The following is a 14,668-nucleotide window of genomic DNA, read 5'->3' as shown; positions in this document are numbered from 1 at the left end:
GATATAATTTATTATGAGGTATTGCGGGCGCAATGTAGGCAAACTACGCTCCGCAAAATCAAAAAAACAAAAGGAGTTGATCCATAATGAAGCTGACAAGAACCGCTGCTGCCGCTGTTTCCGCAGTTATGTTCGCCACATCTTCCATTGTCGCTGTTCCCGCTTTCGCTGCGGACGACGGCGAGATGCGTAATATGTCGACTATCGAACTCGTTGAGGACATGGGTATCGGTATCAACCTCGGCAACACGATGGAAGCCACAGGTGACTGGATAAACCCGGACGGCAAGGCTTCCGTAAAGGACTTCGAGACCTCGTGGGGCAGTCCCGAGATCACCAAGAAAATGATACAGGGCTACGCCGACGAAGGATTCGGCGTGCTGAGGATACCTGTTGCATGGTCAAATCTGATGAAGGACGACGGTACCTACACTATAGACGCCGACCTCATGAAGAGAGTCACTCAGATAGTTGACTGGACCCTCGAAACAGGTATGTATGCTATCGTCAACATCCACTGGGACGGCGGCTGGCTCAAGGATATGCCCACCAACAAGGACGAGTGCATGACGCGCTATACCCATATGTGGGAACAGATAAGCGAGAACTTCGCCGACTATGGCGACCACCTCATGTTCGAGGCTCAGAACGAGGAGCTCGGTTGGGAGTCGCTGTGGAACCAGTATTCCAATCAGGGCGACAAGAAGAAGTCCTACGCTCTCGTGAACGAGGTCAACAAAAAGTTCATCGACACCGTAAGAGCAAGCGGCTCAAACAACTCATACCGTCATCTTCTCATCTCGGGCTATATCACAGATGTCAACCTCACCTGCGACCCTCTGTTTGAGATACCGTATGACCCTGTAAACAGGCTCGCGGTTTCCGTACACTACTATATCCCCTCTACTTTCGCTATCCTCGAGAAGGACGCCGACTGGGGCAAGGCCGCTTATTCATGGGGGTCTGCCGCCGAAAAGGCTGAGCTCGAGAAGAACCTCGACCTCGTTAAGACCACTTTCTACGACAAGGGCGTGCCCGTTATCATCGGCGAGTACGGCTGTCCTACCAAGAACAAGGACGCCGCTTCCGTGCGCGACTACCTCACGAGCGTTTGCCGCGAGGCTTGCGAGCGCAACCTCTGTCCCGTGCTCTGGGATACTCCAGTGGACGGTCACTACGACCGCTCAACCTGCAAGCTCAAGGATTCTCAGCTAAAGGCTAACTTCGCAGAGATAGTCTCCGACAACTTCTCCGCAGGCAGCAGTGACGGTCCTGCTCCCTCAGGCGACGGTACTGTCTACTTCAACGATACCTTCGAGTCAGGAGCTCAGGGCTGGACAGGCAGAGGCGCTGCAAGCGTGACTTCCTCTTCGGATAAGGCTTACGAGGGCAGCAAGTCCATCTACGTTGACGGCAGAACTTCGGCGTGGAACGGCGGCTCAAAGTCGCTCGGAAGCGATTTTGAAGCGGGCAAGTCCTACAGCTTCAGCGCTAACGTGCTCTTCGACAAGGGCGGCAATGAGGATACTTTCTTCCTCAAGATACAGTACAAGGACGCAAGCGGTACGACAAGCTATGACGGTATCGCCGAGGCTTCCACTATGAAGGGTACTTGGGTACAGCTCGCGAACACCAACTACAAAATACCCGCAGGTGCTACAGATATCGTTCTCTACGTCGAGACCGAGGACAGCACCAACAGCTTCTACATCGACGACGTAACAGGCGCTTCCGCAGGCACTGTCATCAAGGGTGCTGGCGGCACAAAGCGTCTCGAGTACGGCGACCTCAACTACGACGGACGCATCGACATCTTCGACGTCGTTCTCGAGCGCAAGGCGGTGCTCGGAAACCTCACAGATGACATGGCTCTCAAGGCTGCCGATATCGACGGCGTTGACGAGATAAATGTTACAGACCTCGTGCTCCTCTACGGATTTGTTATGGGCAAGATAAAGACATTCCCCGAGCGTCCCGAGCCTCCCAAGCCCGACAACAAGTGGGACGACTACGTTGAGACGGCTTCATCGCAGTCTATCGACTTCTACAAGAACTCTATCTGCAATATGGGCAATACATACCGCCTCACTAAGAAGCTCGAAGCTGCCGAGAGCGGCAAGGGGCTCACTCTTGCATATATCGGCGGTTCTATCACCGAGGGCAAGAACTACAGCACTCCTTTCACCAACTACATCAAGAATAACTTCGCTAAGGGCAGCTTCAAGGAGGTAAATGCAGGCCTCTCGGGCACCTCATCCGTTGTAGGTCTCGTTCGTGCCGAGAAGGAAGTTTGCAGCCAGAATCCCGACATCGTAGTTATCGAGTTCTCCGTAAACGACCATGAGGGCGAAGCTTACAAAAAGTCCTTCGAGGCTCTTATCAGAAAGTTCCTCGAAATGCCCAATGAGCCCGCTGTTATAGTTCTTATCACCCGCTCCAAGGGCGGCTATTCAAGCCAGGCACAGATGGAGGCTTCGGGCAAGAACTTCGATGTTCCGATAATCAGCATGGACAACGCTCTCACAAAGGCGTTCAACAGCGGATTCCTCAAGGCAGACGACTACTTCGCCGATGAATACCACCCGCACGCTAAGGGCGGTCAGCTCGTTGCAGACTGCATGGCTTACTATGTTCGTCAGGCTATGAGAACCGAGAATCGCTCCGATTCCTACACTATCCCCTCTACCTCAAAGTATGGCTCAGAATACTGGACCTGCTATAATGCAGATCCGACAAAGGATCTCCAGAACTTCAATGCAGGCTCGTTCACGAGAGGTACCGGCTATGGAAAGCTTCCTTACGGATATTCCGCAAACGGAGGCAATGCTATGACTTTCAAGACCACAGGTAAGGGCCTTATCATAGTATTCAAAGCAAACTCATCCAACATGGGCAGCGTAGATGTTACTGTAAACGGCAAGACCACTAAGGTAAACGGCGTTAAGCAGTATACATGGGGCGGTCCTGATGCTGAGGTCGGCTACTATCAGCCGAACAGCGGTGAACTGAACGTTTCTATCAAGGCAAACGGCAGCTTCACGATCTGGGGCCTCGGTGTTATCAAGTAAACTGTAACACAGCAAAAAATTTCGCCCTCCGTTCAGATGAACGGAGGGCGTTTTTTGTACCGTAATATTTCAGTCACTTGCCGCAGCCTGCCTGCATACGTCTGATAAGCAGCGTGCCGTTTTCTTTCAGCCACCTGCTACATTTGTCGTAATCGGGATATACGCTGTACACCGCTGCATAAAACGCCTTTGAGTGGTCCATGTAAAGGCGGTGGCACAGCTCGTGGACAACTATGGAGTCGAGCACCTCGGGCGGAGTCTCCATGAGCAGACAGTTGAAGCTCAGGCTGCCTTTTGCGGTACAGCTCCCCCACTTCGACCTCTGATTGCGTATGGTTATCCTCCCGTAGGTCACTCCGAGAAGGGCTGCGTAGTGCTTTACTCGCTCGGGAATTACCTGCAATGCACGTTCAGCCATTGCCTCAATATCCTCTGGTGTATACGGCTTGAGCCGTGAAAGCTCGCGGTTGGTACGTTCCGCCTTTGCTGCGTGCTTCTCTATCCAGCCTCGGTTCTTGTCGATAAAGGCTGCGATATCCTTATTCGCCAGACGAAGCGGCGAGCGCACGATCAGATGCCCGTCCTCGGCAATTTGCAGAGCTATTGTCCGACGCTTGGAGCGTATCACCTCTGCATTCGCGATTATGCATTCAAATTCGGACAACTCTGTTTTCCCCCTCTGCATCGGCACATCAGATGACGGTCATATCCGTACCTGCATAGAAATCGCCGATAACACGCCCTATGGAGGCGGACACATCAGCACCGATGTACGAATATGACCTCGGAGCCTCTATCTCCTTGACAAAGGCTACAAGCTCGTACCTAATGCCCTCGCCGTCGAGCTGATAAAAATACCTCTTATTCTCGCTCTGGTCCTCGAAACGTGTCTCGAAGTAATCGGTCTTCCACCACGGTGCAGGTACGTAGATATAGCCCTTCGTACCAGATATGATCAGCTCGCCCTCCGACTTCACTCCCATACCGACCTTAACGGTCGCGACTGCCTTTGGATAGCTGAAATGGATATGCGTAAACAGGTCAAAAGAATTGGCGCTGTCCTTGAACAGCGTCGTTATCTGTGACCTTGTATAATCAGTGCCGAGGATCTGGAACACAGGCAGCATAGCCGTTGGTCCCCAGCCGCAGATACTGTTCCAAGCCATGGGGATATCTGCGCTCTCGATATCGCGAAGGCTCGTACAGGTCGCCTCGACGGATATAACATCACCTATCTTACCCTCATTTGCTATGAGCAGCAGCCTGTTATAGGCGGTGGCATAGGCTGTCTTTATCGCATCCATCAGGACGAGTCCGCGCGACTTTGCAAAGGCGAGCAGTTCCTCGACATCTTCCTTTTTCGTTGCGATCGGCGACTCGACAAGGACGTGCCTGCCGCACTCGAGAGCCTGTTTTATCTGCCTGTAGTGCTCGGTCGGCTTTGAGATTATGTACACCGCATCGCAGTTGCCGAGGAGTTCCTCATAGCTCGCAAAGTGCGGCACATCATCGTGGACCTCGCCGTCGGGACAGCGGTCGGACACTATGCCCGCTATATCCAAGCCGTTCACTATCTTGCTCTCGTTGATGTACTTCGACACTATCGCATTCTTGCCGTCGCCGACAAGACCGAGCCTGATACTGCGCCTTGAGGCTCTGATAGAAGAGCTTGAAACGCCCTCTGTTCTGTCGAGGTATTCGACCTTGCAGAATTTGCTGAGATAGTCGAATTTGCCACGCCAATCCGAACCTATCGCAAATATGTCAACGTCATACCGCTGAACGTCGTCAATTTTTTGTCCGTCGTATTCTTCAACTATTATCTCATCTGCCAAGCCTGTTGCTCTGACTGCTTCGATACGCTCCATCAGCGACTGCTGAAGATTTATCTTGCCACGCGATTTGTCATAGTCGTCCGAGGTTATCCCTACGATGAGATGATCCCCGAGTGCCTTTGCTCTTTCGAGCAGGCGTATATGACCGTAATGGAGCATATCATACGTTCCGTATGTTATGACTCTGACTTCTTTGCTCATATCAGTCCGCTGTGAGCTCCTGCGTATGTATACGCTTTGCAAGAAGCAGGTCGTTGACCGAGTCTACCTCTGTCCAGTCGTAGTTGGTGATATCTGTGTAATAGAGCTTGAAGTCATTCTTGAAAATGAGCTGTACAAGAGCATTCTCATACCACTGGTCGTAGTAGCCGTCCTCGACCATGCTCTCCATTTCGGTCTTCATAAGTCTTGCACTCTCACGGTCGAGCAGTGTTACACCTGCATACTCGCCGTAGTAGTTATCGAGGTCCTTGCTCATCACGAGTACCTGGTCGCCCGATACCTCAACGTTGTAGTCACCGTCGGTCTTGATCGAGCTGTCAACGAGTACAACGGGCTTGTCCACGGGCTTGCAGAGAACATTGGCTACAAGCTCGTCCTCCATAACGATATCGCCGTCGATAAGGATAACGTTATCGGCGTCAAGCTCTTCCTTTGCGAACCAGAGAGAGGCTATCGAATTTGTGACCTCATAGAAGGGATTATAGATGTATCTTACGCCTTCTACCTGCTCCTCGATGCGTCTGTGCATATGACCGGTCACGAGAACGATATCCGCCTCGGGATCGTGCTTCTTGATGAGTCCGACCATACGCTGCAAAAGCGTGGTATTCTCATCAAGCTTATACATCGACTTCGGATGCTTGAATGTAAGAGGCTGTAATCTTGAGCCCTTTCCTGCAACCATAAAAATGTACTTCATTGTTTATTGACCTCCATTATTTTATCGGCTCCTGCCATACGACAAGTCCGACTCTCATAAGCTTTTCATTTGTCGGAAAGCGAATATCTATCCCGAACTGCGCCGCAGTCTTGACAATATTTACCCCCGTAGATTCAAGCGGACTTCTCGACATATAGGGATTGTTGCAGCGTTCCTTGCCGCATCCGCCCTTGCAGAGCTTGCATGAGCCTGCTCCGAACGAGATAGCCGTTGAACTGTTGTGGTCATAGAACCACTTCTCTATATTCAGCAGAGTCTTGTGCAGCGTAACGCTCGATTCGTTACGTATCGTCTCATACTGAGCCTTATTCGTTGTGTCAAATGTATAGGCAACGAACATACCCTCATCAAACTCGCTGAACATCTTCTTGTAATCAATGTCGGGCAAATTTGGCGGACATCTCCAGTTCCTGCCATACTTTCCGCAATAGAAGCAGTTCATCTTCACGCACTCTTCAAAGATCATTTTCTTCGGGTCCATAAAGGTACACTCTGCTTCGGGAGCTATCTCCGCGCAGAATTCGAGCAGTTCCTTTTTTAACGCCATATCCATAGGCTTCCTCCATTAATGCGTCCGTCTCCGCCATGCCGGCTTTTTCGCGGCTTGATCATCTTACATTCCGAAGAACTGTTTAATCTCAGCGATCAGCTCGTCATAATCGGCAAAGCTGAGGTCGCCGACGTGCGATACGCGTATACTTCTCTTGCCGAGCTCTCCGCCGACAGGGTTTACCATGATGTGCTTCTCATCCTTGAGATAAGCAAAGAATTCCATAGCTATGTCCTTCTCAAAGCGCACGGGAGTGATAGCATTTGAGAGCGGATACGGCGGAAGATGAACGGGAAGCCCCTTGAGGCTGTTCCTGAAATAGTCGCAGCGTGCCTTCACGTCCCCGAGACGTGTTTCGATGCCCTCGCTGTCTATCTTGTGGAGCATATCGTTCAGCTCGAAGCATACTCCGACAGCGGGAGTGAACGGAGTCTGACCTCTCTTCATGTTGAGGAAGCAGTCCTTGAAATCAAAGTAGAGCGACTCGGGATCGGTAGCCTCAGCCTTTGCAGCCATGCGTGCGCTGAGAGTAACGATCGAAAGTCCGGGAGCAAGACACAGGCCCTTCTGCGAGCTGACTATCGTTGCATCGATGCCGTACTTCGCCATATTGTACTCGTCAGCGAGGAATGAACTGATAGCATCAACTACAAGGTACATATCGTTGCGCTTGCAGAAATCACTGATGATATTTATATCATAGAGCTGACCTGTATATGTCTCGTCGATATTAACGAGAAGTCCTGTAAATTCCTTGCCCTCAAACGGCTTGAAGCACTCAGCCCTGAGCTCCTCATCAGCGCCGAGCTTCAGAGCTTCAAACGGGATATGGTGTATCTGACAGATCTTCTCAAAGCGTTCGCCGAATGTACCGCCCGAGATGACCAGAAGCTTATCATTCTTGTCAAAGCAGTTGATGACAGTCGCTTCCATAGCACCGCTTCCCGAGCAGGTGAGGAATACTACCTTAGCATCTTCTTCCGCAAACTGAAGCTTCTTGACGAGCGCCTCGTTTTCGAGCATAAGCTCGGAGAATTCGGGGGTTCTGAAATACGGAACGACCTTTGACCTGACCTCAAGAGTGCTCTTGTACATCTGAGTAGGTCCTATCGTAAACAGCTTGTAATCTTCTAACTTCATTATGATCTCCTCCTAAATCGGATCAGTTCTGATAAGAACTAAAATTTATTCACCTTACAATTATAGCACTATTGCCGCTGAATGTCAATGAGTATATTCTGATAAAAGCCCCGAGCGGACTCGGGTATTATCTCTTTTTCATCATGTAAGCGAGGTTTTGAAGTCCTCTGTCTCCGCGCCTGTAGGAGTAGAAACCGCTGCCGTGACAGGTACATTCGCGGGAAAAGTGTATATTACCGCGGGATATCCCCTCACGCAGGGCTTTGACCGTTATTGCCTCAGCCATATCAAGATACAGCCTTTCTCCCTCTCTGCGGAAGATGCGCTCAAGCTCTTTCGCTGTGAAACTCAGAGCAAAGTCGTCCCTGACCTCTGCCCCTACCTCATAGCAGGCTTGGCAGATATGCGGTCCGAGAAAGAGCTCTGTCATCTCGGGAGCGGCTCCGAGCTCCGCCATTCGTGCGATGCCGTTGTGTATCAGCTCCCCTGCTGCCGACTGACGCCCGCAGTGGAGCAGCCCTATAACGCCCGCCTCTCGGTCAGCAAGATACACAGGAACGCAGTCCGCCGCGATAATACTCAGCACAAGCCCGCTATCCGACGTGACAAGTCCGTCCGTTTTCTTTAGGACGTTGTCGCTGAGCACTCCCATGCCGCCGTGCTCTGTTCCGACTATCGCCGCAAGCTGCCCGTTTGCCTGATATGGGCGGACAATGCTTGACAGCGGTATCCCGAGCTCCCCACTCAGGGCTGTATAATCCTGCGTCGGAGGGTCTGTTGGCTTGGTGCGCGTCCATATGCCGCTTGCGCCCGCAGTAAAGCCTCCGACTATAAAGTCGTCATCGAACAGCTTCATCTCTGTGTACCTATAACAAAAAGCTGCTCTTTTTCTCCGTAAATCGAATCGTATTCGCCCATTTTCACGAAGCCGTATTTCTCATAGAGCCCTACCTCCCCGCTCATGAGGTAGACCTTCTCGAAGCCCGCGCTCTCGGCATATCCGAGCACTTTGCGTATCATCTTATCGGACACTCTTCTTCCGCGGAAGTCCTCGCCTACAAAGATAAAGCCTATGAACGGAGTGTACGGGTATTCGGGCGGCAGCTCGTCCTTCTCGGTCAGCGTGCAGAAGCCGGCTATGTGACCGTTTTCACTTGCTGCAAACACGCGCTCGAAACCGTGGAAACAGTCTCCGCGCATTTGTCTCGCAAGCTCTCTGCCTGCTCTCCACGAGCAGCTCTCCGCGTAAGCTATGGTCTGCTCCCAGAGCGCACTCCCCTTTTCAGCAATGTTTATTTCCATATCTGTTTCCTTTCCGTCGGTGATATCTGTTTTATCGTATTTGTCAGCAGCAGCAGCGAAACCGTCATCATTATCGCCTCGGTGACAGGCTGTGCCCACAGCATACCGTTAAAGCCGAAGCAAATGTTCAGCAGAAGCAGCAGCGGGATATAGAGTATCAGCTGGCGTATCAGAGTGATAGCAAATGCTAAATTTGGCTTGCCCATCGCCTGAAACGACATTCTGCACATCGAAACTGTCCCTACGAACGGCAGTATGAACATGAGCCGCCGCAGTACGTGAGCTCCTATGTCGACGACCTCCGCAGTATCTGTGAAAATATCAATGAACATGGGCGCAAAAATGCAGTACATCGCCATAAGCACGAGCTCCGTCCCCGTAACCGCCGTAACTCCCGCTTTCAGCACCTTTTTCATTCGGTCTGCATTGCGGGCGCCGTAGTTATACCCCATGATAGGCTGTGTTCCCGAGGCAAAGCCCTGATACACGTAGTTTCCGAGCGAGAGCACCTTCTGTGCAATGCCCATTGCCGTAACGGTAAGCTCGCTGTATTCAACTGCAAGGTTGTTGTTGACCGTATAGGCGGCAGATGTGAGGAGTGTCTCCAGCGAGGCAGGGACTCCTACCCGGTATATCTCTCGCAGTATCTCACCTGACGGGACTATCTGCTCCGCAGACGGGCGCAGCAGTGTCTTTCCCCGCAGATAGTACAGCACGGACACTCCGAAGCCTGCCGCGTTGCTGAGCACTGTTGCTATCGCCGCACCGCGTATCTGCATATTCAGCGTAAAAATAAAAAGCGGGTCGAGAGCTATGTTCATCAGCGTACCGACTATCATTCCCGTCATCGAGTAACGCACCGAGCCCTCGCTGCGGAGCAGTGCGCCTGCTGTGTAGCTGCCCATTGTAAAAAAGCTGCCAAGCAGTAACACCTGCACGTACTGCTGCGTGCAGACGAATGTGTTCTCCTTTGCTCCGAGCAGCCTTGCAACCGCAGGTAGAAATGCCAGTCCTATGCTCATGACAAGCATACTGTTGATAAACGTCAGTGTAAAGGCGGCAGTCAGGGTATGTGACGCCTTCTCCTTTTCTCCCGCACCAAGACAGCGCGCTATGAAAGATGAGGCTCCCGTTCCTACCATATTCGATATCGCCACCGTCACCATCATAACAGGGTATGCGAGATTGACTGCCGCAAGCTGATAGTCGTCGCCTGTAAGTCCGATGAAATAGGTGTCCACAAGATTGTACAGCACCATGATGAACATACCGAATATAAGCGGTACGCTCATCTTCACGACTGCCTTTGCAGGTGCTTCCCTGCTTAATGTATATATTCGCTTGTCTTCCTTGTTGTCCATTATGAAATGCCTCAGATTCTTCGGAGCGGTCTGCCGCACTCCGTTTATTTCTTGGATTTGAGCTTTATCAGAGCCTCGTTCGCAGCAGCGGAATCAATAATGGAAAACACTATCTTCTCCAGCTCGCTGCCCTGCGAGTAGTTCGCCTCCGCAACAAAATCGACTCTGTTTGCAGTCAGCAGCTCAAGCGACGTTTGTCTTTTCCTCTTCGCGTAGACCGCAATAGAATGTCCGCCATTTGCTTTGGTGAGCTTCATACACGGAACATCCGTAAAGCCGTCGCCAATGTATATCATATTCCTGAACGGCACTCTTCTGTCATCTTCGGGCGTGTATTTATTCAGGTCAGAGTTATTCGTCACGTCAAGGACGCCCTTGTTTATCCTGAAAAGATACTGCGTTTTCTCTGTGAAATTGACCGCAGTTTTAGGCCATACCGCTATGCCGTTGTGGTCATACAGGAATTCACAGGCATATATCTCCTTGAACTCTCTGCCTATCGAGCTGCCTTCGATTATTTCCTTTATCCCCGAGGAGATTATGTAGTGCTCGACAGTAACGTTCTTCGCCTTGCCGTATTCGTTAATCCTCCCGAACCACGTCTCTACACCCTCAAAGTATTCGATGTTCCTGCCGAGCTCAACGAAGTCCTCTCTGTGAATGGATTTTTCGTTTTGATTCGATTTCTTTATCATCATATACATATACGCGAGAACAGCGTCCATTTTCTCGTTTTTCGTAAGCTCGTCCGTTTCGCTCCAGAATTTGCCCGATGTCATTCCCATATTGGAAATAAAGCCGTATTCCTGCATATCCTTTGTACAGAGCGTTTTGTCAAAATCGTACATCAGTGCGATGATAGTCTTTCTGTTTGCCATATTGTCCTCCGTTCCGACTGTTTTTAAGTGATAATGCTATTATACCATATCTTGTCGGCAATAGCAATATTTTCGCGCGGGACTTTTACACTATTTTACGGCTATGGTTCAAAATCAAAAACAGCGTTCGGGATTTATAAAATCCCAAACGCTGTTTTCTTCATATACCCATATCAGCAGCTGTACCGTATATCAACCCTTTATCTCTGTAACTTCCTCCTCGGCTTTCACGACTGCTTCGTCTCTGTCTCCGACATAGAGCACAATATCTTTATCGGTCTTGCCGTCTTTAACGGTGAACTTCAGGATATCAGACTTGAATTCATCTGTGCCTGAACCTGTCTCTGCTGTCAGTTCCCTGCCGAGGTCGGTATCGAACCAAATGCCTTCATACGGCTCATCATCAGGATACTTGTTAGGACATATCAGGTAGTTGCCGTCTGCCAGAGCAAACCTCTCGCCGGGCTTTACGCTCGGAAGGAGAGTTTCAAAGTCAGCATTGAGGACAGCATAAGTATTACTGCCCGTGTATGGCTGCATATCGGGGAATGTCAGAACACTGAATGAGAGTTCCTTGTCACATTCGTCAGGTATGAGATAGAAGTCAAAAGATGTTGAGTAGTCGTATACATATCCCCAACCTACCGACTGCTCTTCCTTGTTTACAGTATAGCCCGCGGGAACGCTGTCAACAACGACCTTGTAAGAATTCGAGCCTGTGCGCCAGAGATTGTCAAAAACCTTTGCCGTACCGTCCGACACCCAGCTCACTTTCTTTGCGTAGCTGTTCGGTGCCTCGATAAGTGAAAGCTCGACTCCCTCTACAGGCTCGCCTGTAAGACTGTTATAGCAGTTGACCTCTATCGTATTTGACTTGCCCTCCTTTGGTCCGAAGCTGAGCACGAGGTCTCTGTCCGGCTTTCCGTTCACTACCGAGAAGTCGATACCGCCCGAAAAGTCCTCAATTACTGCATCAGGATAATTCTCCTTTATAATAGCCGCAAAATCGCTGTCTGGTTCAACGAGCGAAACGGGATAATCAAACGGATTGAATTCAGCATGGTAGTCGCCGTCAGGCAGCGCCATTTCACCTGAATACTGTCTCTGATAGTAGTAATTGCCCTCCTTGTCGGTGATGAAGAGATTGCCGTAGCCTATATGCTCTATGCCCTGACACCAGTCCATATGAGTGAACTTAACGTTTGGCTCGGCGTCATCGGCTGCGACCCTTATCACGACTTCCTTCTCGGGTGTTCCTGCTTCAACATCAAACTCCAGCACCTGATCCCACGTCTTGTATGCTGTATCATATCCCTCGGGGAGGTTTTCAACAAAGATCAAATACTGATAGTCCTTATCGTCGGGAAGTCCGAGATAAGTTATCTCCTCGCCGTAAGTAGATATTCTGTTACCGATATCGTACAGGTTATTTCCGTTCATTTCAGAGAGGGTAATGTCGGCATTTTCAAGAGGCTCGCCCGTCATCATATCGACGACCTTGACGGTCATCTTCGTTCCCTTGGGAACAGAGTCACCTGTGAGCATTTTTCTCAGGTATACCATATCGAAAACATCGATCTTTCCGTCAGCCAGAAGGTCTGCGTTCTTAATGTTCCCGAGCTTGTCCGTCTGTCCGAGAATGAAGCGGGTGAGCTGGACTCCGTCCGAGACGCCGATCGTGCCATCGAAGTTGACATCGCCGAAAAGTGTGAGCACCTGAGCATTCTCGACAGCGTAGTCTTCAGCCGAAGCAGAAGGGATACTCATCGTCAGCGGTGCCGCAGCCATTACAGCTGCTGTAATAAATGTCTTTACCCTATGTTTTGTGTCCATTGCTTTTTACCTCCTGTCATTTTTTGGAGCAGAAACACTCCCCCTATCATAATTCTATCATAATAAATAGTTTTTGTCAATATCTTGTGCGAAATATATTTCAGATAAACAAAACATATTTCCAAACAAAAAAAGCGGTCAGGAGCTCTCCCGACCGCTTTTCTATTACACTGACCCAACTTCTTGCCTTACAGCATTGTCAATAAAGGTCTCTTATCGAGTCCCATTCGCAAACATATCCGAACGACGATATCGGTGCATCCGTACCTGCGTCGGAACCGTCGGCACTGTCGGCTGTATCGTTCCATTTTCCGTCATTTGCTTCCCAGTACTGATATTTCTTATAGCGATTCTTCATTCTCAGGTAAAACTCATCGCCTGTGTAGTTGTCGGGCTGAGGGTCGTCCCAGTTGGTATAATCCCATTCGGAGCCGTCTACCCAGTTCCACTGCTTTTCAGCCTTTGAATAATAGCCGCCTATCCAGATATTTGCCTGCTCGGTGCTTTTGATGATATCGCAGATAAAGTTCTGCTCCTCCTCCGAACTTACTGCCGCAAGATGTCCGCCGACAGCCTCGCAGGCGTCACGTGCTTCTGTCCATTTCATCGGAGTGTCGAAAACTTTATAGTAATGTCCGTCATATTCTTCAAGATCTGTGATGCTTCCGAGCTTTTCAGCGTCAGACGCAAATTCTATCCACATATCGCCGTCTGCTTCTACCCAGTCATACAGCGCCTGCATCTTATCGCCCATGTAGGAATAGTCGTCATTATTAAGTCCGAGCGTCCCCTTTGTGAAGCAGAGCTGGCAGGTCTCTTTTCTGAGGTTGAAGATCAGTCGGAAATTGTAAACATCAACACTCGCAGCCCCGTCGGACGCAGTGCTCGTTCTTGTCATCATAACCCCGTCTATCAGGAAGGAATCAATGGAGCCGTTATTGTAAAGGGGCTCGAAAACGCAGTATTTGCTGCCGTAGCAGCTGCCGTTTATAGTCCAGTTTTGATTTATTTCCGCACCGAAGTCCTTCACGACATAGGAGTCCCACGATACTGTACATCCGTTCTCGGTAATATCTGTAAAGCTGAATTTTATACCTTCTTCATACTCCGCAGAATAGATAGGGAAACGAGTATCGTCAATGCTGCCGAGATAGTCTGCGGCGAGCTTCTGAGCCTGCTCAAGCTCACTTTCGGCTGTAGTGGCAGCAGCTGTAGTTTCGCCGACAGAAACGGACGGCGCAGTGTCAGAGGTGTTTTCCTCCGTCTGCTGAGAACTGCCGCAGCCGACTGCAAAAAGAAGAGAACTGCTGCAAAGTAATGCAAAGAATATCCGTCTTTTCATACGTTCCTCCCATTATCGAATCATTTATCGAACCTAACTCGGTAAATGCGTTTTACGCATAAAGCAAGGCTTTCCGAGTGAGCCATGATATTGCATCAATTACCTGCTATAAAAAAGAACCTGCGCTCCCCGAACGAAGTTCGGGGCAATGACCGCCTAACGGCGGTTATTGAGGACACATTGATCATAATACTAATATATCACAAACCGCAAACAATTGCAATAGCTTTTGCAAAAGCTTTTTGTTCGTTTTTCCTTCTCCGCCGAACTATACATAGTCGTATAAAAAATTTTTCTTTTTTTAAAGACTTTTTAAACTCTGATGTGTTATTATTATATCAACAAGAAAACTCATAAGGAGACAGCCTATGTTTTTTAAGATGCTGAAAAGCGACCTCAAACGAAAAAAGGTCTGA

12 protein-coding genes are annotated in these 14,668 nt (G+C 49.9%); 1 reads left to right on the top strand and 11 read right to left on the bottom strand.

The features are described 5' to 3' along the window. The first annotated feature begins 86 nt into the window (after positions 1–86). Positions 87–3,068, top strand: coding sequence for a cellulase family glycosylhydrolase (locus tag BMX22_RS16735; protein WP_074739925.1), 2,982 nt, complete (start codon positions 87–89; stop codon positions 3,066–3,068). Between the two features lie 73 nt (positions 3,069–3,141). Here the strand turns inward: BMX22_RS16735 and BMX22_RS00220 are convergent, their stop codons facing one another. From BMX22_RS00220 to BMX22_RS00170, 11 genes are all read right to left on the bottom strand, one after another. Further along, the gene (locus tag BMX22_RS00220; RefSeq protein WP_318259661.1) at positions 3,142–3,732 is read right to left on the bottom strand and encodes a M48 family metallopeptidase; all 591 of its coding nucleotides are present in this window, start codon (positions 3,730–3,732) and stop codon (positions 3,142–3,144) included. A gap of 28 nt (positions 3,733–3,760) precedes the next feature. Continuing rightward, positions 3,761–5,104 carry an adenylyltransferase/cytidyltransferase family protein gene (locus BMX22_RS00215; RefSeq protein WP_074739923.1) on the bottom strand — a complete coding sequence of 448 codons (1,344 nt, stop codon included), beginning with the start codon at positions 5,102–5,104 and terminating at the stop codon, positions 3,761–3,763. A gap of 1 nt (position 5,105) precedes the next feature. Next, positions 5,106–5,825: an NTP transferase domain-containing protein gene (locus BMX22_RS00210; RefSeq protein ID WP_074739922.1), complete on the bottom strand. Its 720-nt coding sequence runs from the start codon at positions 5,823–5,825 to the stop codon at positions 5,106–5,108. A gap of 16 nt (positions 5,826–5,841) precedes the next feature. After that, positions 5,842–6,393 (bottom strand): DUF2284 domain-containing protein, encoded by a 552-nt coding sequence (locus BMX22_RS00205; RefSeq protein ID WP_177172939.1) that lies wholly within the window; start codon positions 6,391–6,393, stop codon positions 5,842–5,844. A gap of 66 nt (positions 6,394–6,459) precedes the next feature. After that, a complete protein-coding gene (locus BMX22_RS00200) occupies positions 6,460–7,536 on the bottom strand; it encodes a pyridoxal-phosphate-dependent aminotransferase family protein (RefSeq protein ID WP_081348997.1) in 1,077 nt (358 codons plus the stop codon). Positions 7,537–7,663: 127 nt separating this feature from the next. Further along, positions 7,664–8,392 (bottom strand): polyphenol oxidase family protein, encoded by a 729-nt coding sequence (locus BMX22_RS00195; RefSeq protein ID WP_074739920.1) that lies wholly within the window; start codon positions 8,390–8,392, stop codon positions 7,664–7,666. Continuing rightward, positions 8,389–8,838: a GNAT family N-acetyltransferase gene (locus tag BMX22_RS00190; protein WP_074739919.1), complete on the bottom strand. Its 450-nt coding sequence runs from the start codon at positions 8,836–8,838 to the stop codon at positions 8,389–8,391. The genes BMX22_RS00195 and BMX22_RS00190 overlap by 4 nt, the downstream gene beginning before the upstream one ends. Further along, a complete protein-coding gene (locus BMX22_RS00185; protein ID WP_074739918.1) occupies positions 8,829–10,199 on the bottom strand; it encodes an MATE family efflux transporter in 1,371 nt (456 codons plus the stop codon). Before BMX22_RS00185 ends, BMX22_RS00190 begins: the two co-directional genes overlap by 10 nt. 44 nt (positions 10,200–10,243) lie before the next feature. Further along, positions 10,244–11,077 carry a haloacid dehalogenase-like hydrolase gene (locus BMX22_RS00180; protein WP_074739917.1) on the bottom strand — a complete coding sequence of 278 codons (834 nt, stop codon included), beginning with the start codon at positions 11,075–11,077 and terminating at the stop codon, positions 10,244–10,246. 192 nt (positions 11,078–11,269) lie between these two features. After that, entirely contained in the window at positions 11,270–12,910 is a 1,641-nt protein-coding gene (locus BMX22_RS00175) for a dockerin type I repeat-containing protein (RefSeq protein WP_074739916.1), read from the bottom strand. Positions 12,911–13,109: 199 nt separating this feature from the next. Continuing rightward, the gene (locus BMX22_RS00170) at positions 13,110–14,252 is read right to left on the bottom strand and encodes a C-type lectin domain-containing protein (RefSeq protein ID WP_074739915.1); all 1,143 of its coding nucleotides are present in this window, start codon (positions 14,250–14,252) and stop codon (positions 13,110–13,112) included. Positions 14,253–14,668: the final 416 nt, after the last annotated feature.

This window comes from Ruminococcus sp. YRD2003 (assembly GCA_900109435.1).
Classification (GTDB): Bacteria; Bacillota; Clostridia; order Oscillospirales; family Ruminococcaceae; genus Ruminococcus; species Ruminococcus flavefaciens_G.
The sequence above is the reverse complement of the archived record's forward strand: the minus strand, read 5'-3'. Positions and strand labels throughout refer to the sequence as shown.

What these genes read in the sequence shown, in the direction of transcription:
- BMX22_RS00195 (WP_074739920.1), bottom strand. Translation starts at nt 8,392, where the DNA reads ATGAAGCTGTTCGATGACGACTTTATAGTCGGAGGCTTTACTGCGGGC.
- BMX22_RS00205 (WP_177172939.1), bottom strand. Translation starts at nt 6,393, where the DNA reads ATGGCGTTAAAAAAGGAACTGCTCGAATTCTGCGCGGAGATAGCTCCC.
- BMX22_RS00190 (WP_074739919.1), bottom strand. Translation starts at nt 8,838, where the DNA reads ATGGAAATAAACATTGCTGAAAAGGGGAGTGCGCTCTGGGAGCAGACC.
- BMX22_RS00180 (WP_074739917.1), bottom strand. Translation starts at nt 11,077, where the DNA reads ATGGCAAACAGAAAGACTATCATCGCACTGATGTACGATTTTGACAAA.
- BMX22_RS00200 (WP_081348997.1), bottom strand. Translation starts at nt 7,536, where the DNA reads ATGAAGTTAGAAGATTACAAGCTGTTTACGATAGGACCTACTCAGATG.
- BMX22_RS00210 (WP_074739922.1), bottom strand. Translation starts at nt 5,825, where the DNA reads ATGAAGTACATTTTTATGGTTGCAGGAAAGGGCTCAAGATTACAGCCT.
- BMX22_RS00170 (WP_074739915.1), bottom strand. Translation starts at nt 14,252, where the DNA reads ATGAAAAGACGGATATTCTTTGCATTACTTTGCAGCAGTTCTCTTCTT.
- BMX22_RS00215 (WP_074739923.1), bottom strand. Translation starts at nt 5,104, where the DNA reads ATGAGCAAAGAAGTCAGAGTCATAACATACGGAACGTATGATATGCTC.
- BMX22_RS00185 (WP_074739918.1), bottom strand. Translation starts at nt 10,199, where the DNA reads ATGGACAACAAGGAAGACAAGCGAATATATACATTAAGCAGGGAAGCA.
- BMX22_RS16735 (WP_074739925.1), top strand. Translation starts at nt 87, where the DNA reads ATGAAGCTGACAAGAACCGCTGCTGCCGCTGTTTCCGCAGTTATGTTC.
- BMX22_RS00175 (WP_074739916.1), bottom strand. Translation starts at nt 12,910, where the DNA reads ATGGACACAAAACATAGGGTAAAGACATTTATTACAGCAGCTGTAATG.